The sequence below is a fragment of the Streptomyces sp. SD15 genome, from assembly GCF_054462255.1.
This window is the reverse complement of record NZ_JBTLMO010000020.1, coordinates 1-25,690: the sequence shown is the minus strand read 5'-3', so window position 1 is coordinate 25,690 and position 25,690 is coordinate 1. Positions and strand designations below refer to the sequence as shown.

The window sequence follows — 25,690 nt, the reverse complement described above, 5'->3', positions numbered from 1 at the left end:
GGAGGGACCCTCAGCGGTACGAGAGCTCGAGCGTCGGCAGTGGTCCCATGCCACCCGGCCCGCCCGTCAAGAGCGGCCGACGTCCCCGGCACGGTCCCCAGACACGACCCCCGCGCTCGCCTCGCACCGCGTACACAGAAGAGGCAGCACCCTGACTACGACTTTCCGAGAGCTCGGGATCCTTCCCGAGACGGCCGAGGCCCTTGAAGCCGTCGGCATCATCAATCCCTTCCCCATCCAGGAGATGACGCTCCCCGTCGCCCTTTCGGGCAGCGACGTCATCGGCCAGGCCAAGACCGGCACCGGCAAGACGCTGGGCTTCGGCCTCCCGCTCCTCGAGCGCGTCACCGTCCCCGCGGACGTCGAGGCGGGCCGGGCACAGCCCGAGCAGCTCACCGACGCCCCGCAGGCCCTCGTCGTCGTCCCGACGCGCGAGCTGTGCACCCAGGTGACGAACGACCTGCTGACCGCGGGCAAGGTCCGCAACGTACGCGTTCTCGCCATCTACGGCGGCCGAGCGTACGAGCCCCAGGTCGAGGCCCTCAAGAAGGGCGTCGACGTCATCGTCGGCACCCCCGGGCGGCTGCTGGACCTCGCGGGCCAGAAGAAGCTCAACCTCAAGCACATCAAGGCGCTCGTCCTCGACGAGGCCGACGAGATGCTCGACCTGGGCTTCCTGCCCGACGTCGAGAAGATCATGAACATGCTGCCGGCCCGCCGCCAGACGATGCTGTTCTCGGCGACCATGCCGGGCGCCGTCATCGGTCTCGCACGCCGCTACATGTCGCAGCCCACGCACATCCGCGCCACCGCGCCGGACGACGAGGGCGCGACGGTCGCGAACACCTCGCAGCACATCTACCGCGCCCACAACATGGACAAGCCCGAGCTGGTCGCGCGCATACTGCAGGCCGACGGCCGGGGACTGGCCATGGTCTTCTGCCGTACGAAGCGCACGGCGGCCGACCTCGCCGACCAGCTCCAGCAGCGCGGCTTCGCCTCCGGCGCGGTCCACGGCGACCTCGGCCAGGGTGCCCGCGAGCAGGCGCTGCGCGCCTTCCGCAACGGCAAGGTCGACGTCCTCGTCTGCACCGACGTGGCCGCCCGCGGCATCGACGTCGAAGGCGTCACGCACGTCATCAACTACCAGTCCCCCGAGGACGAGAAGACGTACCTGCACCGCATCGGCCGTACGGGCCGCGCGGGCGCCAAGGGCATCGCGATCACGCTCGTCGACTGGGACGACATCCCGCGCTGGCAGCTGATCAACAAGGCGTTGGAGCTCAACTTCAACGACCCGCCGGAGACGTACTCCACCTCTCCGCACCTCTTCGAGGAGCTGAGCATCCCGGCCGGCACCAAGGGTGTCCTGCCGCGTTCCGAGCGCACCCGCGCCGGGCTCGCGGCCGAGGCGGTCGAGGATCTCGGCGAGACCGGCGGCCGTGGTGGTCCGCGCGGTCGGGGTGGCCGTTCCTCGGCACCGTCCGCCGAGCCTGAGCGTGAGCGTCCGGCGCGCACGCCGCGTCGCCGTCGTCGTACGCGCAACGGCGCATCGCTGGAGGAGACGTCCGCGACGTCGACTCCCGCGACGTCGACTCCGGAGGCAACGACGGAGCCCGCGTCCGGAGAGGCCACCGAGCCCCGTACTCCGCGCCGTCGTCGCCGTACGCGCGTCGGGGCGTCTTCGGAGCCCGTGGCGGCCGCAGTGGTCGAGCCGTCGGCGACCGAGGCCGCCGAGAGTGCCGTCGCCACGGCCGAGGGCACGGATCCGGCAGAGGCGGCAGAGACGGTGGAGGCGGCTGCGAAGCCGCGCCGCCGCCGTACCCGCAAGACGGCGGAGGCCACGGTCGAGACCGTGGCCACCGTCGCCGAGGCTGTCGTCGAGGACGTCACGGAGGCACCAGCTCCGCCGCAGCCGCGACGCCGGACGCGCAAGGCTGCCGAGGCCGTGGTCGACACGGCCGAAGCCGTCACCGAGGTCGCCGAGACCAAGCCGCGCCGCACCCGCAAGGCCGCGGTGGCCACGCCCGAGGCGACATCGGAAGCGACACCGGAAGCGACGGAGACCAAGCCCCGCCGCACCCGCGCCAAGGCCACCACCACCGCTGCCGCCGAAGCAGCCGTGGACACCGCCGAAGCCACCGAGGCCAAGCCCCGCCGCCGCACCCGCAAGGCCACCACTGCGACCGTCGACGCCGAAATCCCGGCCCAGACAGCCGCCGAGGAAGCCGACGCCAAGCCGCGACGCCGGACGCGCAAGGCCGCCGAGGCCGTGGTCGACACGGCCGAAGCCGTCACCGAGGTCGCCGAGACCAAGCCGCGCCGCACCCGCAAGGCCGCGGTGGCCACGCCCGAGGCGACACCGGAAGCGACGGAGACCAAGCCCCGCCGCACCCGCGCCAAGGCCACCACCGCTGCCGCCGAAGCAGCCGTGGACACCGCCGAAGCCACCGAGGCCAAGCCCCGCCGCCGCACCCGCAAGGCCACCACTGCGACCGTCGACGCCGAAATCCCGGCCCAGACAGCCGCCGAGGAAGCCGACGCCAAGCCGCGACGCCGGACGCGCAAGGCCGTGGCTGCCGCGGAGCCCACGGAGAGCTGATCCTCAGTCCGATGGCCCGGTCCCACCTCGTGTGGGGCCGGGCCATCGGCGTTCCTGCCGCACCCGGCGGCAAGGCGGTTTCTCGCCCCCGCCGCCCCTACCCTCCCCCAAGCTCTCGGCTTCGCTCGAGCAGAGGGGACCCGCATCATCCTTGGGGGCTGCCGCCCCCAAACCCCGGCCATCGCCCGAAGGGCTCGTCCTCAAACGCCGGACGGGCTAAAGATTTCAGCCCGTCCGCCGTCCAGGACCCCACCCCCCAAACCCACACCCGTAGCGCGAGCCCCTACGCGGCCCGATAGCCTCGGGGCATGAGCAGGCCCCCCTCCTTCGCCCCGCCGGCCGGCGTCCGTGCCTACCGTCTCCCCACCACCCGCGGCGAGTTCGCCGTACTCGACGCACCGTCGGCGCCGCAAGCGCAGCCGAAGGGCACCGCACTGCTGCTGCCGGGTTTCACCGGGAGCAAGGAAGACTTCATCGCACTGCACCAGCCCTTGGCGGCGAGCGGGTACCGGACCGTCGCCGTGGACGGGCGTGGCCAGTTCGAGAGCGACGGGCCCGAGCACGACGAAACGGCTTACGCACAGGACGAGTTGGCGCGCGACGTACTCGCACAGGCGCAGGCCGTCGGCACGCCCGTGCACCTGGTCGGGCACTCTCTGGGCGGCCAGATCGCCCGCGCCGCCGTCCTCCTCGACCCGACCCCCTTCGTCTCACTCACCCTCATGTCCTCGGGCCCCGCCCAGATCTCCGTCCCTCAGCAACAGCGCGTCAAACTGCTCCGTGACGCGCTCACCGTGATGGGCATGGCCCAGGTGTGGGAGGCGATCCAGGCGATGGAACCGCCGGAGGACACCGAAACGGGTGGCTTGGACTCGGGGCTCGACGAGCGCGAAGACCTGCGGCGCCGCTGGCTGGGCACCAAACCCGCCCAGCTGATCGCGACGGGCCGTCAGCTGTGCACCGAGCCCGACCGCGTCGCCGAACTGGCCGCCGTACGCCTGCCGAAGCACGTCCTCTCCGGCGCGCGCGACGACACCTGGCCGCTACCTCTCCTGGACGACATGGCTGTACGTCTCAAGGCCATGCGCACGGTCGTACGAGGAGCCGAGCACTCCCCGAACACGGACCGGCCGGAGCAGACGGCGCAGGCCCTGGCAACGTTCTGGGACCGCACGGACGGCGCCCGGCCGACCAGTACCTAGTGCCTGACCAGTACCTAGTACTGCGCCTGCAGGTGCCCCCAGAAGCCGTCCCTGAGCGCGCGGCGCAGATCCGCCTGCCCCCGCAGGGAGTACTGCAACATACCCTCGGCCTCGACCAGCAGGTCCTGGTCGACCGAACCGGGCAGATACGGATGGCCGGGCAACAGGTCCACCAGCGACTCACGGCCCCGGGCGGCCAGCCACTTCGCGGCGATCTGGGCGCCCACGAACCGTACGTCCTCGCGCGTGGGCCGGCTCGCCGCCGTCGCGTCGTAGGTGGTGACGGACCGCCGGGACACGTACGGCTTGAAGAAGTCGAGGTCGAATGTGCGCTGGCTGTCGACCTCCCACAGCAGCGGCTCGGCCTGGTTGCGGCCCTCGGGCGCCTCGATGCCCCAGAGGTGGACCCGCGCGCCGTACCCCTGCGCCGCCTCGACCGCCGACACCAGGTCCTCGTCGCCGCCGAGCAACGCGGCGTCGCTGATGGCGCGGTGCCGGGCGAGGGACTCCAGGTCGCTGCGGATCAGCGAATCGACGCCCTTTTGTTGGTTGTTGGCGTTCAGGTTGCCCAACCGCACCTTCACGTCCGGCAACTCGGCGATCGACTGCTGTTCCGCCGTGTGGATGCGACGGCGCGCGCCGTCGTACCAGTACACCCGCAGCAGCCTGCTGTCGGCGAAGATCGTGCGGGCCTTGTCGATCAGCGCTTCGATGAGGCCTTCGGCGTCGAGGTCGAAGGCGCGGCGGTCCTCGGTCCCGGTGGCGAGCCGCCCCGCGGCCGCGTACAGGTATCCGGCGTCGACGAAGATCGCATGGGTCGAGGGCGTCTTCGCCACCTCGGCGAGCATGCGCTGGAGCAGCTCGTTCGTGCGGTCGATGCGGGCGCCGAGCGCCGCGAGGTCGTCGTTCATCACCTCCATTGTCCCGGTGGTCACGCTGCGAACACAACTGGTCCCATTCAGTCTCCTTCCCGCTTCTTACCGGATGATAATTAGCTTCTCGAAAAATTTCCTTAGCGTAGGGAATGTTTGTAACACGCACCCCGTTGAATACGTATGGAAGCGGGGACACAGTCGCCTCGCGCTCCACTCACGAGTAGTTCTCCTCAGGAGGATGACCAGACGAAGGGAGAAGCCCTTGCGCTTCGAAATCATGCGACTCGACGACGTCGACGGCACGGCCGTGGACAGCACCGTTGTGGACGCCGCCTCCGTCAACCGGATCGTTCAGCAGGCCGCCGCCATCGGGCAGCGACTCTGGATCCGCCCGGCCGACTCGTCCGCCTCATAACGCGCGGACGCCTGGCAGACTTCAAAGCCCCGTACGGCACGGATGCCGTACGGGGCTTTGCGTATGCACGGGGCGATCAGCTCGCCTTGATGACCAGCTCAGCTCGCCTTGATGACCTGAGTAACCCCGTTGATGATCTGCTGCACCGCGATCGCCGAGAGCATCATGCCCGCGAGCCGAGTCACCAGCACGACACCACCGTCCTTGATGACGCGGATGATCAGCAGCGAGTAGCGCATGACCAGCCACAGCACGACATGGATGGCGAGGATCGCGGTCCACACGGACACCTGCGTGGCGACGGTGTCGGCCTTCTGCACCGCGAGGATCACGGAGACGATCGCACCGGGGCCGGCGAGCAGCGGCATGCCGAGCGGTACGAGGGCGACGTTGACGTCCTTGGTCTGCTTCGGCTCGTCCGTCTTGCCGGTCAGCAGGTCCAGGGCGATCAGCAGGAGCAGCAGCCCGCCCGCGATCATCAGCGCGGGCACGGACACGTGCAGGTAGTCGAGGATCTGGTGCCCGAGCAGGCCGAAGACGACGATCACTCCGCCGGCCACGCAGACGGCCTGGAAGGCCATCCGCTTCTGCACCTTGGCGGGGCGTCCCGAGGTGAGCGCGAGGAAGATCGGGGTGATCCCCGGGGGATCCATGATCACGAAGAGGGTGAGGAAGAGGGAGCCGAAGACGGCGACGTCGAACATGGGTGAAGCCTTGCGAGAGAGCGGAGCGGGGAACGCGGGGAAGGTGGGCGAACCGACAAACGCCGAGCGCCCGTGAACAGACCTCACCTGGACGACAGGTCAGGTCGGGAGGGGAACCGTAAGGGTCAGGCTCCGCCGGTCCCCGGCACCGGAAACGCCCCGGTGGCCCGCCGGGTGATCTCCCCGTACACCTCGGGATCGGTCGTGAACTCCCCGAGCACGCACGTCTTGCGGCTGCCGTGGTAGTCGCTGGACCCCGTGGCGAGCAGCCCCAGGTCGGCCGCGAGCCCGCGCAGCCGCGCCCGGGTCGCCGGGTCGTGGTCCATGTGGTCCACCTCGATGCCGTCGAGGCCCGCCGCGGCGAGCTCGGCCATCGCGGACTCCGGCACGGTCCGACCCCGCTTGACGGCGGCCGGGTGCGCGAAGACGGTCACGCCGCCCGCGGCCTTGACCAGCCGGATCGCCTCGAAGGGGTCGGTCTCGTGCTTGGGGACGTACGCCCGGCCGCCGTCGGCCAGCCAGTCCGGGGTGAAGGCGTCGGAGACGCTGTCCACGACACCCAGCTCGACCAGGGCGGAGGCGACGTGCGGCCGCCCCACGGATCCCTCGCCCGCGATGCGCGCGACCTGCTCCCAGGTGACCGGCACGCCCAGTTCCTGAAGCTTGGCCACCATGCTCCTGGCGCGCGGCACCCGGTCGTCCCGCACCAGTTCGCACTCGGCGAGCAGCTCGGGCTCCGCGGGGTCGAAGAGGTACGCCAGCATGTGCATGCTGATGCCGTCGAGGCGGCAGGAGAGCTCGGCGCCGGTGACGAGGGTGAGCCCCTCGGGGAGCGCCGCGACGGCCTCCGCGTATCCGCGGGTGGTGTCGTGATCGGTCAGCGCGACGACGTCCAGACCGGCGGCGGCAGCGTTGCGCACAAGCTCGGCAGGAGTGTCCGTACCGTCGGAGGCGGCGGAGTGGGTGTGCAGATCGATGCGCACTACGCGGACTCCAGGCAGTGACGGTACGGGAGGTGACGCTCAAGGATAACGGGAATCCAGCACCCCCTGTCACACCCGTATCCCGCGAGCGCCCCCTACGAGGCTCCTGTGAGCGCCCACGCGCAACGCCGGGCCGCGGCATACGGACGCGACTCGGCGGAGCGCTACGGTTCCAAGATCCGCGGCGACAGCGCCCCACAAGGCAACAGATCCACCTCGGCCCCCGCGTCCCGTAGATCCGTCAGCACCAGTTCGTCGTACATCAGCAGCCCCGACTGCTCGGGCCACACCACGGCCCACAGCCACAGTCCGAGGGCCTCGCCCGCGAAGACCGCGCGGTCGTCGGGGGCGCCCGCCACATGCCACAGCGGGGTCGGGCGGCCGGCCGCGCAAACCTTCGCCTGGGGCGGTTTCTCGACGCTCATGTACGGCCCCGGGTCGGGTCCGTCCATGCCCGCATACCGCGCGCCGAGGCCGACACCGAGCTCCTCGGCGACGAGGATCAGCTCCCCTACGCCGCCGAGCGGCCCCGGACCCGAGCAGGCCACGGCGGTAGCACGCCCGCCGCTGCGGTCGTCGCCGGCGAAGGCCGCTCCGGTGAACAGCCAGCCGACCGGCAGCGGCCACGGCATCCACACCGGCACCTGGGCACGGTGCACCACGACACCGAGGGCCTCGACGCTGGGCGGGATCACGGGCTGCAGCGGATGCACGGTCCCGTGGACATCGCACTGCCAATAGTCGGCAAAGAGACCGGGAGCCCTGACCCGGCCACCACACTTCGGGCAACTGGGTTCGCCCCTCATAGGGCCCCACGCTCCTCCCAGTCTTTCGCCGCGTCAAGGACGATCACCCGTCCGGAGCGTGCCGGTCACCCGCCGAAACTAGATGTACCTTGCATTAATTAGCCGACCTAACGTATTGTGTGTATAAGACAACGATCTCTCGGTGCCCCTGGGTACACAGTCGAGGAGTGAACATGGTCAACAGCATGGGAGGCCCCACCGAAGGGGACACATTCGACGCCGGTGCGGGCAGCATCCTGCGTCAGCCGAAGGCCGTCTGGGCGACCGCCGGGGCTTCCGTCGTCGCCTTCATGGGCATCGGGCTCGTCGACCCGATCCTGCCCTCCATCGCCCAGGGCCTGGACGCCACCGCCAGCCAGGTCTCGCTGCTCTTCACCTCGTACTTCCTGATCACCGCCGTCGCGATGCTGGTGACCGGTTTCGTCTCCAGCCGCATCGGCGGCCGCAAGACCCTGCTCCTCGGCCTCGCGCTCGTCGTGGTCTTCGCCGGGCTCGCGGGCACATCCGGTTCGGTCGGCGAACTCGTCGGATTCCGGGCGGGCTGGGGCCTGGGCAACGCCCTGTTCGTGTCCACGGCCCTCGCCGTGATCGTCGGCGCCGCGGCCGGCGGAAGCGCCGCCGCCATCCTGCTGTACGAGTCCGCGCTCGGCCTCGGCATGGCGTGCGGGCCGCTGCTCGGCGCCCTGCTCGGCAACGCCAGCTGGCGTTACCCGTTCTTCGGCACCGCGTTCCTGATGGCGGTCGGCTTCCTGTGCATCACGACGTTCCTGAAGGAGCAGCCGAAGCCCGCGCGGAAGACCTCGCTGCTCGACCCGATCAAGGCGCTCGGGCACGGTGGTCTCGCCTCGGCGGCCGTCTCGTCGTTCTTCTACAACTACACGTTCTTCACCGTGCTGGCCTTCACGCCGTTCGTGCTGAACATGACCCCGTACAAGTCGGGCGCGGTCTTCTTCTGCTGGGGTGTGCTGCTGGCCGTCTTCTCGGTGCTCGTGGCGCCGCGCATGCAGGCCCGGTTCGGTTCGCTGAGGGTACTGGGCGGCTCACTGGTGCTGCTCGCCGCCGACGTGCTCGTGCTCGGATACGGCGACCACACCACCGCCGTCGTCTGCACGATCCTGTCCGGCGCTTTCATCGGCGTGAACAACACGGTCTACACGGAGCTGGCGCTCGGGGTGTCGGACACGCCGCGCCCGGTGGCGAGCGCGGGCTACAACTTCGTGCGGTGGTTCGCGGCCGCGGCGGCGCCCTTCTTCGCGCCGAAGATCGAGGAGTGGAGCAACATTCACATCCCGTTCGTGGTCGCGGCGGTCACCGCGATACTCGGCGCCGTGGTCGTCCTCGTACGACGCAACGCGCTCACACTCCCCCAAGCTCTCAACTCCGTTCGAGCAGGGGGCACCCCCATGGCCGAGGAGCTTCAGCCACGGCACTCCACCGAGGACGGTGTGACCGTTTTCGCCAACTGACGGATTTCGGCCCGGAAATGATCCTGCCTCAGTCCAGCGGGACGGACCTGCGCAGTGGATCGCGCAGGTCCGTCCCGCTGTTCAGCCAGCGCTCCTGGAGAGCGCCGGCACCGTGCACGCGCTTCCACGCCGCCTCGTTGGGCGTCATCGGGAGCAGGGGCAGGAAACGTACGGGATCGGCGGGCGCGTCCAGCTCCAGGTCCTCGACCAGGCCGCCGGACTCCGCGACCAGGACGGAGCTGAACGGCGCCCCCGGCCACAGCGGTTCGCCCACGTCCAGGGAGGCGCCGGGGGCCACGATCAGCCCTTCGACCTGCGGGGAAGCGGCGAGCACCGCGAGCGGGCGGAGCACCTTGTCGGTCTCGGCACCGCCCACGCGGACCGAGAGGACCAGCTCCGCGCGCGGCCCCTTCACCGGGTCGGCGAGGACCGCCGTGGGGTCCGCCATCGGCTGGGCGGACATGCCGAGGGTGGCGTAGCGGACCAGGTCACCCTCTGTGAAGCGCAACACTTCGATGCGGTCGGTGCCGAGGAAGGTAACCGCGGCCCGCGCGTCGGGTTCGCCCAGCGCAGAACGCAACCGGGCCTCGACCAGAGGAAGAACATCAGCCATGATCCGAGCATAGAACTCGTCAGTAACGGGCATAGCAGCGACTTGACGCATCAGTGCGCTGATAGTCTTGGCCGCTGGTCGGGGCAGCACGCAGAAGCGTCGCTCTCGAGCTCCGACGCACTGAGACTGACTGACTCCTCCACAGGGGGAGACAGACTCCCCCCACGGGGGGATGGATCGTCCCTCACGGGGGACCGACCGGAGGAGGTGGGGCTGCAATGGACCGAAGTCGACCGTGCAGTACTACCCGCTCTTCCGGTCGCTGAATTCTGTAGCTGGTCCCGCACTTCTCCTAGCTGCCGCTTCCTGCGAACGTGTGCATAGTGTCAGCGTTGCCCTGGTGCACCACGGAAGAGCGCTTCGTTTCCGCCTGATCCGTCTGATCTGTCTGATCTGAATCAGTAGCGAAGCTGCCACCGCGACGGTGCGGTGCTCCCCGCTTTGTGGACGTGCCAAACATCCGCAGTTAAGGACGTCCCCATTCCGGGTAGTTTCAACCGTCGTCGGCGCCTCCGTTGCGAGAAGGAGCCTGCCATGTCGATGATCCGTGACCTCCGTGCCGCGGTCCGCCCCCGCCCCTCGCTGCGCAAGGAAAGTGGCTCGTACGACGCCACTCGCGCCCCCGGTACCCCCTCCGCCGTGGTCGACTGCGCCATCTACCGCGACGGGGCCCGCGTCCAGACCCCCGGGCCGCTCACCCCGCACCAGGCGAAGAGCCTGGTGCACCGCGACGGCGGCTTCGTGTGGATCGGTCTGCACGAGCCCACCGAGGCCGAATTCGCCGGTATCGCGGGCGCGTTCGGACTGCACCCGCTGGCCGTCGAGGACGCCGTCCAGGCCCACCAGCGGCCCAAGCTGGAGCGCTATGACGACTCCCTCTTCACCGTCTTCAAGACCATCCACTACGTCGAGCACGACGAACTGACCGCCACCAGCGAGGTGGTCGAGGCCGGCGAGGTCATGTGCTTCACCGGGCGGGACTTCTTCATCACCGTGCGGCACGGCGGGCACGGCTCGCTGCGAGGGCTGCGGCACCGGTTGCAGGACGATCCCGAGCTGCTCGCCAAGGGTCCCTCCGCCGTGCTGCACGCCATCGCCGACCACGTCGTCGACGGGTACATCGCGGTCGCGGACGCCGTGCAGGACGACATCGACGAGGTGGAGACCGAGGTGTTCTCGCCGGGGCGCAAAGGCTCGCCTCGGGGCACGGACGCGGGCCGCATCTACCAACTCAAGCGTGAGGTGCTGGAGTTCAAGCGGGCGGTCTCGCCGCTGCTGCGCCCGATGCAGTTGCTGAGCGAGCGGCCGATGCGGCTGATCGACCCGGACATCCAGAAGTACTTCCGGGATGTCGCCGACCACCTCGCCCGGGTCCAGGAGCAGGTCCTCGGTTTCGACGAGCTGCTCAACTCGATCCTCCAGGCCAACCTCGCGCAGGCGTCCGTCGCACAGAACGAGGACATGCGCAAGATCACGTCCTGGGCCGCGATCATCGCCGTACCGACGATGGTGTGTGGCGTGTACGGCATGAACTTCGACTACATGCCCGAGCTGCGCTGGAAGTTCGGCTACCCGCTGGTGCTCGGCGTCACGGTCGGCATCTGTTTCTCGATCCACCGGATGCTCAAGCGCAACGGCTGGCTCTGAGGCCCTCATGGGGCACCTGGATAGGCTGGCCCCATGACGGAACAGCTGCTCGACCGGGCCCTCGTCGAGGAAGCCACGAAGAAGTCCGGGCTGATCTGGGTGCGGGGCGGCAGCGGCGTGCAGGCGCACGGAGTCGTCGGCTCCGACGCACCCACCCGTGCCCTGTGGCACGTGTGGCACGACGGCGCGGCCTGCCTGGTCGGCGACGGGCCCGGCGAGCAGCCGCTGCCCGGGCTCGTCGACGGGGGCGCCGCGGTCGTCACCGTGCGCAGCAAGGACAAGGGCGGGCGCCTGGTCGCGTGGACCGCGAAGGTGGTGGAACTCACGCCCGGCTCCCCCGCCTGGGAGGCGGCCGTCGCCGAGCTCAAGGGCAAGCGCCTGAACGCGCCCGACAGCGAGGCGATGCCGGCCCGCTGGGCGCGCGAGTGCCGGGTGCTCCGCCTCGAGCCGCAGGCCGGCACGCTGCCTCTGCCGGACGGCTCCCTCGCCGCCGCACCCCTCCCGACTCCGGCGACGACCCGGCAACCGATCCCGGCGTCCGTCCCCCGCCTTCTCTTCAAGAGGCGGGGGCGCCGCCGGTAGCGGCTACGACGTCGGCAGCTGCTGGCCGTAGTCCACGGTCTCGTCCTGCGCAGGTTCCTCGAGGGCGAAGTCCTTGCCCCAGTCGGTGAGGCGGAGGGTGCCGGCGTCGCCCGCGCGGACCAGGAGCAGGGGGTACGGGTTTCCCTCCAGGGAGACGTCCAGGGTGCCGCCCGCGCCCTCCTCGCCGGTGATGCGGATGGTGCGGACGCCGGACAGCTCGTTGCGGCCGTCCGTGGCGAGGGTGCCGTGCAGGGTGAGGAGACCGTCGAGCAGGACGTCCTTGTCGGTGAAGCTGATGAAGCGCTTGTAGGCGGGGTCGCCGCTCGGGACCTTGACGTACATGCCCTCGAGCTTTTCGGCGGCCGCGGTGTCCGCCGACGTGGCACCGCCCTCGCCGTCCTCGTGGTTCCAGAACTCCGCGTCGGCCTTGAGGAAGAGGTGCTCGCCGACGCGAAGGAGTTTGAAGGTCGCCCCCTCCGAGGTGACCGACCCGGTGCCGCCGTCCGACTTCAGACGCATGTCGAGCTTGTACGTACGTTCGTTCGACACCACGGATCCGGCGAGCCGTACCGTCTCCGCGGACGTGGCCGCCTTCCGTGTCTTCGCCTGGATCTCGGTGGCGGACAGCTTGCCCACCCCGTTCGTCCCCGCGTCCGGATCCTCACTACTGCACCCCGTGAGCCCCGTCCCGGTGACGACCAGTGCGCATACCGCGCTCACCAGTACGGCCCTGCGGGTACGGCGCTGGGGAATTGCAGACACAGGTGGGGCTGCCTCTCATACGGGTGTCCTCAACGGCGTACGGCAGCGTACCGGTGCCGCCGGCCCCCGGCGGAGCCAGTCCGTCCGGACCGCTCACCAGGGCGTATCCGACCGGGACGGGCTAGCCTGAAGCCCACCCGAGCGGACAGATCGGAACCAAAGGCGCGCACGGAGAGATACGGGCAGAAGGAGGCGCGGGTATGGTCGCAGGCGCCCCCCGGATCTTCGTCTCGCACCTCGCCGGCGTCGCCGTCTTCGCCCCGAACGGCGACCAAGTGGGCCGGGTGCGGGACCTGGTCGCCATGCTGCGCGTCCGACGGCGCCCACCCCGGCTGCTGGGCCTGGTCGTCGAACTGTCCACGCGGCGGCTCATCTTCCTGCCCATGACCCGCGTGATCGGCATCGAGTCCGGTCAGGTGATCACCACCGGCGTCCTGAACGTGCGCCGCTTCGAACAACGGCCCACCGAGCGGCTCGTGTTCGGCGAACTGCTCGACCGGCGCGTACGGCTCGTCGAGACGGACGAGGAGGTGACCGTGCTCGATGTGGCCATCCAGCAGCTCCCGGCCCGGCGGGAGTGGGAGATCGACCGGGTCTTCGTGCGCAAGGGCCGCAGCGGGGCCTTCCGGCGCGCCAAGGGCGAGACGCTGACCGTCGAGTGGTCCGCGGTCACCGGATTCTCCCTGGAGGAGCACGGACAGGGCGCCGAGAGCCTGCTCGCCACCTTCGAGCAGCTGCGCCCGGCCGACCTCGCCAACGTCCTGCACCACCTGTCCCCGAAACGGCGCGGGGAGGTGGCGGCCGCACTGGACGACGACCGCCTCGCCGACGTCCTCGAACAGCTCCCCGAGGACGACCAGATCGAGATCCTCGGCAAGCTCAAGGAGGAGCGCGCCGCCGATGTCCTGGAAGCGATGGACCCGGACGACGCGGCCGACCTGCTCGCCGAACTGCCCGAGGAGGACGTGGAGCGGCTGCTGACGCTGATGCGGCCCGACGAGGCGGCGGACGTACGGCGGCTGATGGCGTACGAGGAGCGGACCGCCGGCGGTCTGATGACGACCGAGCCCATCGTGCTGCGGCCCGATGCCACGGTCGCCGAAGCGCTCGCCCGGGTCCGCAACGCCGACCTGTCCCCCGCACTCGCCGCCCAGGTGTACGTGTGCCGCCCACCGGACGAGACGCCGACCGGCAAGTACCTCGGCACGGCGCACTTCCAGCGGCTGCTGCGCGACCCGCCGTACACCCTGGTCAGCTCGATCCTGGACGACGATCTGCAGCCCCTCGCCCCGGACGCGGCGCTGCCCGTCGTCGCGGGCTTTTTCGCCACGTACGACATGGTGGCGGCGCCCGTCGTCGACGAGAGCGGCTCACTGCTCGGCGCGGTGACCGTGGACGACGTACTGGACCACATGCTGCCCGAGGACTGGCGCGAGACGGAGTTCGATCTGGACGAGACCGAAGAACACAAGGCGAAAGAGGGAGAAGAAAGACAAGCAGGGGAAGCCGGGGAAGGGGGAGCCGATGGCGCCTGACCGCGAGAGCCGCGAGCGGACCGCCAGCGGGGCGACCGCCGCCACCCGGCCCCGCGCCCGGCTCGACCAGCCGATGTCGCCGCGCCGCCGGCTGGTGCCCGAGTGGGATCCGGAGGCCTTCGGACGGCTGTCGGAGCGGATCGCCCGCTTCCTCGGCACCGGGCGGTTCCTCGTCTGGATGACGGTCACCGTCATCCTGTGGGTCGTGTGGAACGTCAGCGCGCCCCCCGCCCTGCGCTTCGATGACTACCCGTTCATCTTCCTGACCCTGATGCTGTCGCTGCAGGCCTCGTACGCCGCCCCGCTGATCCTGCTCGCGCAGAACCGCCAGGCCGACCGCGACCGGGTCAACCTCGAACAGGACCGCAAGCAGAACGAGCGGTCGATCGCGGACACCGAGTACCTCACCCGCGAGATCGCCACCCTGCGCGTGGGCCTCGGCGAGGTCGCCACCCGCGACTGGATCCGCTCCGAACTCCAGGACCTGATCAGGGAGCTGGAGGAACACCACCGCGACGGCCAGGTCGTATTCCCGACAGTCCCGACAGAACGCCCTCACGGACGTGACGTAGACGACCGGTGACGGGGCTTTCCGGGTCCCCCGCCGGGCGCCGTACCATCGTCTCTATGGCTACGGAAGACGCGGTGCGCGAAGCACTGGCGACGGTGAACGACCCCGAGATCCAGCGACCCATCACCGAGCTGGGGATGGTCAAATCGGTGGAGATCGGTGCGGATGGTGCGGTCGCGGTCACCGTGTATCTGACCGTCTCCGGCTGCCCGATGCGCGAGACCATCACAAAGAACGTGACGGAGGCGGTCTCGGCGGTCGAGGGGGTCACGCGCGTCGACGTGACCCTGGACGTGATGAGCGACGAGCAGCGCCGCGAGCTGGCGAGCGCGCTGCGTGGCGGCCAGGCCGAGCGCGAGGTCCCCTTCGCCAAGCCGGGCTCGCTGACGCGCGTGTACGCGGTCGCCTCCGGCAAGGGCGGCGTCGGCAAGTCCTCGGTGACGGTGAACCTGGCGGCGGCGATGGCGGCCGACGGCCTCAAGGTCGGCGTGGTCGACGCGGACATCTACGGCCACTCGGTACCCCGGATGCTCGGCGCGGACGGCCGCCCCACCCAGGTCGAGAACATGATCATGCCGCCGTCGGCGAACGGCGTGAAGGTCATCTCCATCGGCATGTTCACCCCGGGCAACGCGCCCGTCGTCTGGCGCGGCCCGATGCTCCACCGCGCTCTCCAGCAGTTCCTGGCGGACGTGTACTGGGGCGATCTGGATGTGCTGCTCCTCGACCTCCCGCCGGGCACGGGCGACATCGCGATCTCGGTCGCGCAGCTCGTCCCGAACGCGGAGATCCTCGTGGTCACGACCCCGCAGCAGGCGGCGGCCGAGGTCGCCGAGCGCGCGGGCTCCATCGCCGTCCAGACCCACCAGAAGATCGTCGGCGTGGTCGAGAACATGGCGGGCCTGCCCTGCCCGCACTGCGGCGAGATGGTCGACGTCTTCGGCACCGGCGGCGGCCAGTCGGTCGCGGACGGCCTCACCCGCACGACCGGCGCCACGGTCCCCGTCCTCGGCTCCATCCCGATCGATGTCCGTCTGCGCGAAGGCGGCGACGAGGGCAAGCCGGTCGTCCTGACCGACCCCGAGTCCCCCGCGGGCTCGGCCCTGCGCGCCATCGCCGGCAAGCTGGGCGGCCGCCAGCGAGGCCTGTCGGGCATGTCGCTGGGCATCACCCCGAGGAACAAGTTCTAGAGGTTCCCGTACGACGTGGGGGCGCCCCGCAAGGGGCGCGGGGCCGTGCCATGTATGCGGCTCCGCCGCGTGGGCACGACCCGCCACGACGGCCCCGCACTCACGAACGGTCCGCAGTTCCCGTACTCCGCCGGCGGAGCGTCACGCGTACGCCGAGATGTCCTTGATCATGGCGAAGCCCAACCCGTACGCACTCATGCCCCTGCCGTACGCACCCACGTGGACGCCCTCCTGGGTGGAGCCCGCGAGAACCCAGCCGAACTCGGACTCGCGGTAGTGGAAGGGCGTGGGGACGCCGTCCACGGGCAGGGACAGCGAGGACCAGTCGGGCCCGTCGAGGTCGTCCGCGAGGACCCACGCCGTCTCGGTCTGCTGGTCCAGCCAGTCGTCCCGCAGGGTGTGGTCCATCTGGCCCGGCCAGGTGAAGGACAGCAGCCCCACCCCCGCGAGCCAGGCCGCGGAGGACACCGAGGTGGCCTCCAGCAGACCCGTACCGTCCGCGCTGCGGCGGTCGGGGCTGGCCGCGACGGTCACCACGACCGCGAAGCGCTCCTTGTCCTCCGTCGACTCACCGCGCACCGAGGGCTCTTCGCCGTGCCCGATCGAACCGTGCTCGACGGCGTCGTCCGCCGAGGTGCCCACCTGCATCAGCCAGCGCGGCCCCGTGAAGGCCTCGTCGAGGCCGTACCACGGGAAGGGCGCCAGCAGGTAACCGTCGACCGCACGCCGTGCGGAGGGGACGGGTTGTCCGTCCTCCGCTGCCGACGCCTGCGCGCCTACCCGACTTGTCGTCTCCATCTGGCCGGACGCCTCCTCGTTCTCGTCGGACCGGGCGGCCCGCCCCCCTCGGGCGTCCTCAGCAGTCCGCACAACAACTGGGCAGCATAGCCACACCGCTCCGAGCAGCAGGGAATGCCCCGGCTCGCGGGGCGCGCACGCGTCGCTTTCAGGCCGTGTACGGCAGCACAGGTGACGTGCGCGTTTTCAGGCGCGCTACGGCTCAGGTGGCGTCCGCGTCGAAGGGCGGGCGCTCGTCCGGGTCGGGCTTCTTGGTCATGTCGGGCTTCTTGCTCATGTCGACGGACCCGTCGGCCGAACCCGTGGAACCGGAAGTGGAGCCGGAGCCGGACGACTCGGAGTCACGGCCGTGGACGGCGTCCGTGACCTCGGCCATCTCCTTCTTCAGGTTGAAGCCGTTGCGGATCTCCTTGAGCCCCAGCTCGTCATTGTCCAGCTGCTTGCGGATGAACGTCTTGGGGTTGAGGTCCTCGAACTCGAAGTCCTTGAACTCCGGGCCGAGTTCGTCACGGATGTCCGCCTTGGCGCTGTCCGAGAACTCGCGGATCTTGCGGATGGTGCGCGTGACGTCCTGGATCACCTTCGGGAGCTTGTCCGGGCCGAAGACGAGCACAGCAAGGACAACGAGCGTCACCAGCTCGAGCGGTCCTATGTCATTGAACACCTGAAGCTCCTTGCGATGTCCTCGGTCCTCGGGCCCTCGGCGGTTCTTCCGTGGTCCGGGCCGGGTCCACGGTACCCGTCGATCCCGTCCGTCCGGAACTGTCCCGCCGCTTCCTGGTTCGTGTACACGGCGGGTTTTCCGCGATGTTTACCGCTCAGGACGGGGTTCGAAGCCTCTCCTGTGAAGTTCATGTCAGTTGCCGTCGGCGGAGCCGAGGACCAGGGTGACCTTCTTCTCCGCGCCACCCCGTCGAAGGGTCAGCTCGAGCCGGTCGCCGGGTCGGTGTGCGCGGGTCTTCACGATCAGCTCCTCGCCGGAGTGCACACGTCGGCCGTCGACCTCGGTGATGACGTCGCCCGCCTTGATGCCCGCCTTGGCGCCGGGGCCGCCCGCAGTGACCGGCGCGCTGTCGCCGTCGCCCTCCGTCCCGACCCGGGCGCCGTCACCCGTGTAGTCCATGTCGAGCGTGACACCGATCACGGGGTGGGTCGCCCTGCCGGTGTTGATCAGCTCCTCGGCCACGCGCTTGGCCTGGTTGACCGGGATGGCGAAGCCGAGCCCGATGGAACCGGCCTGACCTCCCTGCAGGCCGGTGCCGCTGTCGGCGGAGCGGATGGCGCTGTTGATGCCGATGACGCGGGCCTGGGAGTCGAGGAGCGGGCCGCCGGAGTTGCCGGGGTTGATGGGCGCGTCGGTCTGCAGGGCGTCGACGTACGAGATGTCGCTCGCGTCGCCCGTCTCGCCGCCCGCCGTGATGGGCCGCTCCTTGGCGCTGATGATGCCGGAGGTGACGGTGTTCGCGAGGTCGAACGGGGCGCCGATGGCGACGACGGGGTCGCCCACCTGGACGTTGTCGGAGTTGCCCAGCGGCATGGGGGCGAGCCCGCCGACCCCGGAGACCTTGACCACGGCGAGGTCGTACCCGCTGTCCTGTCCGACGACCGTGGCCTTGGCAGTCTCGCCGCCGCTGAACGTGACCGTTATCCCGCCGCTGCTGCCGGCCGGCTCGACCACGTGGTTGTTGGTGAGGATGTGCCCCCGGGTGTCGAGCACGAACCCGGTGCCGGTGCCCTCCTCGTCGGCGCCGCGCACATGCAGGGTGACGACGCTGGGCAGCGCGCGGGCGGCTATCCCGGCCACGCTGTCCGCGGCCCGCCCGGGCGCCTCCTTGCCGGCCTGCGGCAGCTCGACGTCGGCCGTCCCGCCCTCGCGCTCCAGATACGCCCCCACGGCGCCGCCGACGCCCCCGGAGCCGAGAGCGAGCAGCACGGCCCCGAGGACCAGCGCCTTCTTCGCCCGTATGCGCCGCTGGGTCGTGCTCTCGACGGCCGCGCCGTTCTGCTGGAGAGGGCCGGGGGCGGCGGCCCACGGGTCGTAGTTCTGCCAGGGGGCAGGAGTGGGGGCGGGGGTGAGGTGGGAGGTGCCCGCGTACGGGGCTGTGGGCGGGCCTGGGGGCATGAAGGCGCCGCGCGCCGGGGTTCCGGCCGGGACGGGCACGCCGGGCGCGGAGGGGGCCGCCGGGGCGGGCGTGCCGTGCGCCGGTGTGGCCGCCGGGTGCTGGACCGGCGGGGCGGGCGCCCAGGGGCCCGGCCCGCCGTACGGCGGGGTGCTGTAGGGGTCGGGGGCGTACAGGGGCCGCGGACGGTCGGCCGGAGCGCCGTCGGAGGGGACCGCGTCGGAGGGGACCGCGTCCCTGGCGGCGCTCGGCGCACTGCCGTGGTGAGCGGGAGCGGGCCGCTCCCGCTCGAAGTCACCGTCACCGTGACCGTTGGTGTCAGTACCGGTGCCCGTGTCGGACCCACCCGAGACGCTCGTCAGGGGAGGCTCCAGCTCGAAGTCACCCCCGAAGGCGCCCACCCCGGCATCCCCAGGAGGGACCGGCGGTCGGGGCCGACTCCACCACTTCGCCTTCGTGGGCTTCCCCTCGTCCATGCTCTCCCCACACCTGGCCCGCGGCACAACCAGCCGACGGTCACCGCAGATTGTCGACTCCGCGTCCGGAAATCCCTCCGGCGGACGCGGCCCACCCTGGATTCAACCAGGTTCCAGGGCCGCAGCGCAGAGGGCGGGTCAGCGGGCCGTACGGGAGGAGGGGGACGGGGCGGAAGGGGACGGGGCGGGGGCGGGGGCGGCGAGCAGGCCCGGGGTGATGACCTCCGGTGCCGTCGACCAGGAGGTCAGCACGACCGGCTGGGCCTCGGTGAGCGGACGTATGAGCGGGGACATCGCGGCAGCGCCGGCCACCACGGGTGCCGTCAGCGTGTGCATGGCTTCCTGCCCCTGGGACATCGGAGCGGGGACTCCGGGCAGCAGGGGTGCGGACACCTCGGTGGGTGCCACGGGAGCCTCGCCGAGCGCGCGCTGCTCCTGGGCGAACAGCGGCCCGACGGCGCGCCGGCGCTGTGACTCGGGAGCCGTCGCGGCGCCTGATCCTGGCGTACGCGCCGGTGTCACATTGGTTCCACCGGAGCCGCCGCGCGCGTCCGTGGTGTCGCCCGATCCCCCGGTCGCCACTCCACCGAGGGCGACCGCGGCCAGCGACACCGCGCCGGCGGCGGCGGCGGCGAAACGCAGCCCGCGCGAGGCCGATCGCTCCGCCTCGTGACGGCTGACGTCATGGATGCGGAAGCCGCGCCCGGCGGAGGGGGGCAGCACGTCGGCGTGCGGCCCCGCGGGAACGTACCCGAAGGGCTCGCCGTGCGCTCCGAAGAGTCCGCTCACGCCGCTTCCGGGGGCAAGTCCGCCGCCGAATCCTCCCCTGCCGAGCGGTGAGCCACCACCGCCGTCGAAGTCACCTCCCCCGGGAAGTCCCTGGAGACGGGCCAGGAAGCTCTCGGATGGAGGCGGAGGGGCGACTTCCGCGAACACGTTCTTCAGTCGGCGCTGGGCGTCCGCCTCGGCCTTGCACTTCGCACAGGTGGCGAGGTGGGCCAGGACGCGCTCACGCGACTCATGACCGAGCTCTCCGTCCACGAGGGCGGAGAGTCGGTCCCCAAGGTGCTGGTCGGCGACATGCCGCTCCGGGGAGTTGGGCCGTGATCCACTCACGCGGTCGCGCCCCCTCCTCCCAGCGCGGGCACACGCGGCATCGAGAACCCGCGGCGCTCGGCGCGGGCCTCGGGGGACCGGTGCGCGAGGGCCTTGCGCAGCTGCGATCGGCCACGGTGGATCCGGCTGCGGACCGTACCGAGCTTGACGCCCAGGGTCGCGGCGATCTCCTCGTACGAGAGTCCCTCGATGTCGCAGAGGACCACGGCGGCGCGGAACTCGGGCGCGAGGGTGTCCAGCGCCTGCTGGACGTCCGCGTCGAAGTGCGCGTCGTTGAAGACCTGCTGCGGGGACGGCTCACGGCTGGGCAGGCGCTCGGCCGCGTCGTCACCGAGGGCGTCGAAGCGGATGCGCTGCTTGCGGCGCACCATGTCCAGGAAGAGATTCGTGGTGATGCGGTGCAGCCAGCCCTCGAAGGTGCCGGGCGTGTAGGTGGACAGGGAGCGGAAGACGCGGACGAAGACTTCCTGTGTGAGGTCCTCGGCGTCGTGCTGGTTACCCGTCAGGCGGTAGGCGAGCCGGTAGACACGGCCGCTGTGCGTGCTGACGATCTCCTCCCAGGTGGGCGGAGTCCACGCCTGCGACTCCGCGTCGGTGGAAAACGTCGCGGTCTGCGCGGGGGCAGCATGGAACTTGTCAGCGATGTCGGTCACGGATTTCGGCTCACCCGCTGATCTGAGCAGGCGCCGCAGCACCCGTCCTCGATCCACAGGCGCAGCCGCACCTCCCCTATCGGCTCTGGTGGTGTCCAGTGGAGCCCCTACCATAGCCACCTCGCCCGTTAGCTCCGGATAAGCGGTTTTACGAGAATTTGATACGCGCTCATATGGCAGCGTCAGCACGTGCCCGGCGCCCCGCTCCATGTCCTGCTCCGTGTCCCGCTGTACGTCCTGATTCATCCGCTTCCCCCCGCTCTGATTCCCCACCCCTCTAAACGCCCGGTCCCATCTGCGGGTTCCCGGCACCAACGGATACAGTCACGCCCAGGCAACCACGGGGACAGGAGAGGGTCATTACCGGCAACCGGCAGACGAGCTGGGCGTTCTCCGACGCCTTTGTCGCCGAGGACGAGGCGCTGCGCTGGGCCCGCGACCGGGCCCGCGAGGCAGGGCTGCGCCCGGTGTCGCCCGGCACGGGCGCCGCGCTGCGGTTGCTCGCCGCCACCGTGGACGCGAAAGCGGTCGCGGAGATCGGTACCGGGACCGGTGTCTCCGGAATTCATCTGCTGCACGGCATGCGGCCGGACGGGGTACTGACCACCGTGGACTCGGAGCCGGACCGCCAGCAGTTCGCCCGCCAGGCCTTCCGCGCGGCCGGCTTCGCCAGCAACCGCGCGCGCTTCATCCCCGGTCGCGCACTGGACGTACTGCCCCGCCTCGCGGACTCCGGATACGACCTCGTCTTCTGCGACGGCGACCGCCTCGAGTGCCTGGACTATTTCGCTGAATCGTTGCGCCTACTGCGCCCGGGCGGGCTCATCGTCTTCGAGGGCGTCTTCGCGGACGGCCGCACGGTGGACTCGGGACCGCAGCCCGCGGAGGTCGGCCGACTGCGCGAACTGCTGCGCGCGGTGCGCGAGAGCCAGGACCTGGTGCCCTCGCTGCTGCCGGTGGGCGACGGTTTGCTGTGCGCGGTCAAACGCTGACCCGCAACTCTCCCGTACACACCTGACCTGCACCCATGCCAGGGGATACGTCGACGAAGCACCTCTGATACACCGCTGCCCCGGCACCGATTACGATGCCGGGGCAGCTGAAAAGGTAGGGTCGCTGCCGCGTCAGCCGACGACCTTCTTGAGGGCGTCGCCGAGCGCGTCGGCCTCGTCAGGGGTCAACTCGACGACGAGCCGACCGCCGCCTTCGAGCGGAACGCGCATGACGATGCCCCGCCCCTCCTTGGTCACCTCGAGCGGGCCATCGCCCGTCCGCGGCTTCATGGCCGCCATGCTCGTTCCCCTTCCTGAAACCAGCTCATCGTCGCCGACGGCCCCTTGGAGGGCACGCACGTCCTCTCATAGGACAGGCGTCACCGGCATCGAACACATTGCTTCCTAGCCATTATCCCGCATCTCAGGACCCGATGACCAACATCAGTCGGCATCGCTTGCGCAACGCGCTTGAGCAAAACCACTCAATTCGGCGTTGTGACTGCGATACTGCGCCGCCGCATGGACTTCCACGGCTCGGAATTCTTTGACTGAGGTCACATGTCCTGTCCGCACCCCGGACCGTGATCTCCGCCATGCTGTCCTGCATGCTGTCCTCGGACGCAGGACGTACCGACGGGTACGACGGAGCCGCGACACCGGAGGGGACCCACCATGGCCGACACCGTGCTCTACGAGGTGAGCGACGGACTCGCGACGATCACGCTGAATCGTCCCGAGGCGATGAACGCGATGAACATCGAGACCAAGGTCGCCTTCCGGGACGCGGTGCAGCAGGCCGCGGCGGACGACGGCGTACGGGCGATCCTGCTCACCGCCGCCGGTGACCGGGCGTTCTGCGTCGGCCAGGACCTGAAGGAGCACATCGGGCTGCTGGCCGCCGACAAGGAGTCGGGGTCGGGGCACACGATGAGCACCGTCCGCGAGCACTACAACCCGATCGTGCGCGCCCTGACCGGCGCCGCGAAGCCGGTGGTGGCCGCGGTGAACGGCGTCGCGGCCGGGGCCGGGTTCGGCTTCGCGCTCGCCGCGGACTATCGGATCGTCGCCGACACCGCCGCCTTCAACACGTCGTTCGCCGGAGTCGCGCTGACCGCGGACTCCGGGATCTCCTGGACGCTGCCGCGCGTTGTCGGCCCCAGCCGGGCCGCCGACCTGCTGCTCTTTCCGCGCAGCATCGGCGCGCAGGAGGCGTACGAGCTGGGGATCGCGAACCGGGTGGTTCCCTCGGCGGAGCTGGCCGCGGAGGCGGTGAAGCTGGCTCGCGGGCTGGCCGCGGGGCCGACCGTCGCGTACGCCGCGCTGAAGGAGTCCCTCGCCTACGGGATGTCCCACTCCCTGGACGAGACCTTGGAGAAGGAGGACGAGTTGCAGGCGCGGGCGGGTGCCTCTGAGGATCACACGATCGCCGTGCGGGCGTTCGTCGAGAAGGAGAAGCCGAAGTATTTGGGGCGGTGACGGTTCGCAGGGACGGGCGGGCGGGGGCTGGTCGCGCCCACGCGGCGGAGCCGCGCAAGGTCACAGCCCCGCGCCCCTAAAGACCGCGCGCGGCGCAATCCGCCAGGTGGTCGTTGACGAGACCGCACGCCTGCATCAAGGCGTATGCCGTGGTCGGGCCGACGAAGCGGATGCCGCGCTTTTTGAGGGTCTTGGAGAGTGCGGTCGACTCGTCGGTGACCGCCGGCACGTCGGACAGCTTCTTCGGGGCCGGGCGGGTGGCCGGGGCGGGGGCGAAGGACCAGATCAGCTCGTCCAGCTCCCCCGGCGCCCAGTCGGCCAGCACGCGCGCGTTGGCGATGGTCGCGTCGATCTTCGCGCGGTTGCGGATGATGCCCGCGTCGCCCAGCAGGCGCTCCTGGTCGGCGTCCGTGAAGGTCGCGACCTTGGCGATCTCGAAGTCGGCGAACGCGGCCCGGAAACCCGGTCGGCGGCGCAGGATGGTGATCCAGGACAGTCCCGATTGGAAGGCCTCCAGGCAGAGACGCTCGTACAGCGCGTCGTCGCCGTGGACCGGGCGGCCCCACTCCTCGTCGTGGTACGAGATGTAGTCCTCGGTCGACAACGCCCAGGGGCAGCGCAGGGCTCCGTCGGGCCCGGCGAGCGCGTCGCTCACTCCCGCTCTCCCTCGTCCGACTTCCGCAGCGAGGTGGCGGCGGTGGCTCGGGCGCCTTCGAGCGCGGCCACCAGGTCGGCGATCCTGGCGTCCCGCTCGGCGATCTCGGCGCCGAGGCGGCCGAGGGCGTCGTCCACGTCCGCCATGCGGTAGCCGCGGGCGGCCAGCGGGAAGCGCAGTGCCTCCACGTCCGCACGGTTGACCGGACGGTCCGCGGGCAGCGGATCGTCCAGCCGCTCGGGCGTCGCCTCGGGCAGGGGCGCGCTCTCGCCGCCGCCCACCACGGACAGTGTCACCGCGGCGACCACGACGGCGAGCGCGACGACCAGGAACAAGAACATGAACATCGCTGAGGTCCCCACGCTCTGGTGCCGACGCGGGCGCGTCGGCGCGGAAGTACTGAAACTGAAACTGAAAGTGTCAGGGTCCGATCGTGCCATGCGAGTCTGACAGTTAAGGTCGCAGGCGGCTTATCGGCGGACTTACTGGGAGAGGTCATAGGGGATGCTCAGGCTGGGCAGGCGGGAATTCGACCCGCACGAGCCGGTGATCATGGCGATCGTGAACCGGACCCCGGACTCCTTCTACGACCAGGGAGCCACCTTCCGCGACGAGCCCGCGCTCGCCCGCGTGGAGCAGGCGGTGTCCGAGGGTGCCGCCATCATCGACATCGGCGGGGTCAAGGCCGGTCCCGGCGAGGAGGTCACGGCCGAGGAGGAGGCGCGTCGTACGGTCGGTTTCGTCGCCGAGGTGCGTCGCCGCTTCCCCGACGTGATCATCAGCGTCGACACCTGGCGGCACGAGGTCGGGGAGGCGGTCTGCGAGGTCGGGGCGGATCTGCTCAACGACGCGTGGGGCGGGGTCGATCCGCGGCTCGCGGAGGTCGCCGCGCGGTACGGGGTGGGGCTCGTGTGCACCCATGCCGGGGGGTCGCAGCCGCGTACGCGTCCACATCGGATCGCGTACGACGATGTCATGGCCGACATTCTGCGGGTGACCGTCGGGCTGGCCGAGCGGGCGGTGTCTTTGGGGGTGCCGCGGGAGTCCGTGCTGATCGATCCTGGGCACGACTTCGGGAAGAACACGCGGCACAGTCTGGAGGCGACGCGGCGGCTGGGCGAGATGGTGGACACGGGGTGGCCGGTGCTCGTCTCCCTCTCCAACAAGGACTTCGTCGGCGAGACGCTCGACAAGCCGGTGAGGGAACGGGTGGTGGGGACGTTGGCGACGACGGCCGTTTCGGCGTGGTTGGGGGCGCAGGTGTACCGGGTGCACGAGGTGGCGGAGACGCGGCAGGTCCTGGACATGGTGGCGTCGATCGCGGGGTGGCGGCCTCCGGCGGTGGCCCGGCGGGGGCTTGCGTAGGGGTTCTCGCCCCCGCCGCCCCTACCCTCCCCCAAGCTCTCGACTTCGCTCGAGCAGGGGGGACCCCCATCATCCCCGGGGGC

Annotated in this window: 26 protein-coding genes; 12 read left to right on the top strand and 14 right to left on the bottom strand. The window is 70.5% G+C overall.

Going from position 1 to position 25,690, the window contains the following annotated elements; genetic code table 11:
* The first annotated feature begins 244 nt into the window (after positions 1 to 244).
* Both ACX28W_RS20955 and ACX28W_RS20950 read left to right on the top strand, forming a co-directional pair.
* A complete protein-coding gene (locus tag ACX28W_RS20955) occupies positions 245 to 2,602 on the top strand; it encodes a DEAD/DEAH box helicase (protein ID WP_459000529.1) in 2,358 nt (785 codons plus the stop codon).
* 308 nt (positions 2,603 to 2,910) lie between these two features.
* Entirely contained in the window at positions 2,911 to 3,804 is an 894-nt protein-coding gene (locus tag ACX28W_RS20950; protein ID WP_459000528.1) for an alpha/beta fold hydrolase, read from the top strand.
* A gap of 14 nt (positions 3,805 to 3,818) precedes the next feature.
* Here the strand turns inward: ACX28W_RS20950 and ACX28W_RS20945 are convergent, their stop codons facing one another.
* The gene (locus ACX28W_RS20945) at positions 3,819 to 4,715 is read right to left on the bottom strand and encodes an NYN domain-containing protein (RefSeq protein WP_459000637.1); all 897 of its coding nucleotides are present in this window, start codon (positions 4,713 to 4,715) and stop codon (positions 3,819 to 3,821) included.
* A gap of 226 nt (positions 4,716 to 4,941) precedes the next feature.
* Here ACX28W_RS20945 and ACX28W_RS20940 point away from each other — a divergent pair, with 226 nt between their 5' ends.
* The gene (locus ACX28W_RS20940) at positions 4,942 to 5,094 is read left to right on the top strand and encodes a hypothetical protein (RefSeq protein ID WP_356270542.1); all 153 of its coding nucleotides are present in this window, start codon (positions 4,942 to 4,944) and stop codon (positions 5,092 to 5,094) included.
* 98 nt (positions 5,095 to 5,192) lie between these two features.
* Here ACX28W_RS20940 and ACX28W_RS20935 read toward each other — a convergent pair whose 3' ends face one another.
* From ACX28W_RS20935 to ACX28W_RS20925, 3 genes are all read right to left on the bottom strand, one after another.
* Positions 5,193 to 5,798: a MarC family protein gene (locus tag ACX28W_RS20935; protein ID WP_459000527.1), complete on the bottom strand. Its 606-nt coding sequence runs from the start codon at positions 5,796 to 5,798 to the stop codon at positions 5,193 to 5,195.
* Positions 5,799 to 5,923: 125 nt separating this feature from the next.
* Positions 5,924 to 6,781 (bottom strand): PHP domain-containing protein, encoded by an 858-nt coding sequence (locus ACX28W_RS20930; RefSeq protein ID WP_459000526.1) that lies wholly within the window; start codon positions 6,779 to 6,781, stop codon positions 5,924 to 5,926.
* A 164-nt stretch (positions 6,782 to 6,945) separates the two neighbouring features.
* A complete protein-coding gene (locus tag ACX28W_RS20925; RefSeq protein ID WP_459000525.1) occupies positions 6,946 to 7,587 on the bottom strand; it encodes a DUF6758 family protein in 642 nt (213 codons plus the stop codon).
* A 173-nt stretch (positions 7,588 to 7,760) separates the two neighbouring features.
* Here ACX28W_RS20925 and ACX28W_RS20920 point away from each other — a divergent pair, with 173 nt between their 5' ends.
* A complete protein-coding gene (locus ACX28W_RS20920; protein WP_459000524.1) occupies positions 7,761 to 9,053 on the top strand; it encodes an MFS transporter in 1,293 nt (430 codons plus the stop codon).
* A 28-nt stretch (positions 9,054 to 9,081) separates the two neighbouring features.
* Here the strand turns inward: ACX28W_RS20920 and ACX28W_RS20915 are convergent, their stop codons facing one another.
* Positions 9,082 to 9,666, bottom strand: a complete 585-nt coding sequence (locus ACX28W_RS20915; RefSeq protein WP_362070144.1) for a suppressor of fused domain protein — start codon at positions 9,664 to 9,666, stop codon at positions 9,082 to 9,084.
* A gap of 534 nt (positions 9,667 to 10,200) precedes the next feature.
* On the opposite strand from ACX28W_RS20915, the gene ACX28W_RS20910 reads away from it, so the two are divergent.
* Together ACX28W_RS20910 and ACX28W_RS20905 are read left to right on the top strand one after the other, a co-directional pair.
* Positions 10,201 to 11,313 (top strand): magnesium and cobalt transport protein CorA, encoded by a 1,113-nt coding sequence (locus ACX28W_RS20910; RefSeq protein WP_459000523.1) that lies wholly within the window; start codon positions 10,201 to 10,203, stop codon positions 11,311 to 11,313.
* 33 nt (positions 11,314 to 11,346) lie between these two features.
* Entirely contained in the window at positions 11,347 to 11,895 is a 549-nt protein-coding gene (locus ACX28W_RS20905; protein WP_459000522.1) for a hypothetical protein, read from the top strand.
* 3 nt (positions 11,896 to 11,898) lie between these two features.
* On the opposite strand, the gene ACX28W_RS20900 is transcribed toward ACX28W_RS20905, so the two are convergent.
* Positions 11,899 to 12,657 carry a hypothetical protein gene (locus ACX28W_RS20900; protein ID WP_459000521.1) on the bottom strand — a complete coding sequence of 253 codons (759 nt, stop codon included), beginning with the start codon at positions 12,655 to 12,657 and terminating at the stop codon, positions 11,899 to 11,901.
* Positions 12,658 to 12,857: 200 nt separating this feature from the next.
* Between ACX28W_RS20900 and ACX28W_RS20895 the strand changes: the two genes are divergently transcribed.
* Genes ACX28W_RS20895 through ACX28W_RS20885 form a run of 3 tightly spaced genes read left to right on the top strand, consistent with a single transcriptional unit; the run spans position 12,858 to position 15,953 of the window.
* Positions 12,858 to 14,192, top strand: a complete 1,335-nt coding sequence (locus ACX28W_RS20895; RefSeq protein WP_459000520.1) for a magnesium transporter MgtE N-terminal domain-containing protein — start codon at positions 12,858 to 12,860, stop codon at positions 14,190 to 14,192.
* Entirely contained in the window at positions 14,182 to 14,775 is a 594-nt protein-coding gene (locus tag ACX28W_RS20890; protein ID WP_459000519.1) for a DUF1003 domain-containing protein, read from the top strand. Before ACX28W_RS20895 ends, ACX28W_RS20890 begins: the two co-directional genes overlap by 11 nt.
* 44 nt (positions 14,776 to 14,819) lie before the next feature.
* Positions 14,820 to 15,953 (top strand): Mrp/NBP35 family ATP-binding protein, encoded by a 1,134-nt coding sequence (locus ACX28W_RS20885; RefSeq protein WP_459000518.1) that lies wholly within the window; start codon positions 14,820 to 14,822, stop codon positions 15,951 to 15,953.
* A 141-nt stretch (positions 15,954 to 16,094) separates the two neighbouring features.
* On the opposite strand, the gene ACX28W_RS20880 is transcribed toward ACX28W_RS20885, so the two are convergent.
* The 5 genes from ACX28W_RS20880 to sigE form a co-directional block, all read right to left on the bottom strand.
* Positions 16,095 to 16,751, bottom strand: a complete 657-nt coding sequence (locus tag ACX28W_RS20880) for a hypothetical protein (protein WP_459000517.1) — start codon at positions 16,749 to 16,751, stop codon at positions 16,095 to 16,097.
* A 202-nt stretch (positions 16,752 to 16,953) separates the two neighbouring features.
* Entirely contained in the window at positions 16,954 to 17,415 is a 462-nt protein-coding gene (locus tag ACX28W_RS20875; RefSeq protein ID WP_459000516.1) for a sec-independent translocase, read from the bottom strand.
* A 192-nt stretch (positions 17,416 to 17,607) separates the two neighbouring features.
* Positions 17,608 to 19,347, bottom strand: coding sequence for a S1C family serine protease (locus ACX28W_RS20870; RefSeq protein WP_459000515.1), 1,740 nt, complete (start codon positions 19,345 to 19,347; stop codon positions 17,608 to 17,610).
* Between the two features lie 138 nt (positions 19,348 to 19,485).
* The gene (locus tag ACX28W_RS20865; protein WP_459000514.1) at positions 19,486 to 20,463 is read right to left on the bottom strand and encodes an anti-sigma factor family protein; all 978 of its coding nucleotides are present in this window, start codon (positions 20,461 to 20,463) and stop codon (positions 19,486 to 19,488) included.
* Positions 20,460 to 21,158: an RNA polymerase sigma factor SigE gene (gene sigE / locus ACX28W_RS20860; RefSeq protein WP_362070420.1), complete on the bottom strand. Its 699-nt coding sequence runs from the start codon at positions 21,156 to 21,158 to the stop codon at positions 20,460 to 20,462. Before sigE ends, ACX28W_RS20865 begins: the two co-directional genes overlap by 4 nt.
* Before the next feature lie 251 nt (positions 21,159 to 21,409).
* Here sigE and ACX28W_RS20855 point away from each other — a divergent pair, with 251 nt between their 5' ends.
* Positions 21,410 to 22,108, top strand: coding sequence for an O-methyltransferase (locus ACX28W_RS20855; protein ID WP_459000636.1), 699 nt, complete (start codon positions 21,410 to 21,412; stop codon positions 22,106 to 22,108).
* Positions 22,109 to 22,240: 132 nt separating this feature from the next.
* Here the strand turns inward: ACX28W_RS20855 and ACX28W_RS20850 are convergent, their stop codons facing one another.
* The gene (locus ACX28W_RS20850; protein ID WP_003966491.1) at positions 22,241 to 22,408 is read right to left on the bottom strand and encodes a DUF3117 domain-containing protein; all 168 of its coding nucleotides are present in this window, start codon (positions 22,406 to 22,408) and stop codon (positions 22,241 to 22,243) included.
* A 375-nt stretch (positions 22,409 to 22,783) separates the two neighbouring features.
* Between ACX28W_RS20850 and chcB the strand changes: the two genes are divergently transcribed.
* On the top strand, positions 22,784 to 23,587 hold the full coding sequence (gene chcB / locus ACX28W_RS20845; protein ID WP_459000513.1) for a 2-cyclohexenylcarbonyl CoA isomerase: 804 nt from the start codon (positions 22,784 to 22,786) through the stop codon (positions 23,585 to 23,587).
* 76 nt (positions 23,588 to 23,663) lie between these two features.
* On the opposite strand, the gene ACX28W_RS20840 is transcribed toward chcB, so the two are convergent.
* Together ACX28W_RS20840 and ACX28W_RS20835 are read right to left on the bottom strand one after the other, a co-directional pair.
* Entirely contained in the window at positions 23,664 to 24,242 is a 579-nt protein-coding gene (locus ACX28W_RS20840; RefSeq protein ID WP_459000512.1) for a DNA-3-methyladenine glycosylase I, read from the bottom strand.
* Positions 24,239 to 24,589: a DivIVA domain-containing protein gene (locus ACX28W_RS20835; protein ID WP_459000510.1), complete on the bottom strand. Its 351-nt coding sequence runs from the start codon at positions 24,587 to 24,589 to the stop codon at positions 24,239 to 24,241. Before ACX28W_RS20835 ends, ACX28W_RS20840 begins: the two co-directional genes overlap by 4 nt.
* Before the next feature lie 157 nt (positions 24,590 to 24,746).
* On the opposite strand from ACX28W_RS20835, the gene folP reads away from it, so the two are divergent.
* Complete coding sequence (folP, locus tag ACX28W_RS20830) at positions 24,747 to 25,607, top strand: dihydropteroate synthase (RefSeq protein WP_459000509.1); 861 nt, start codon at positions 24,747 to 24,749, stop codon at positions 25,605 to 25,607.
* Positions 25,608 to 25,690: the final 83 nt, after the last annotated feature.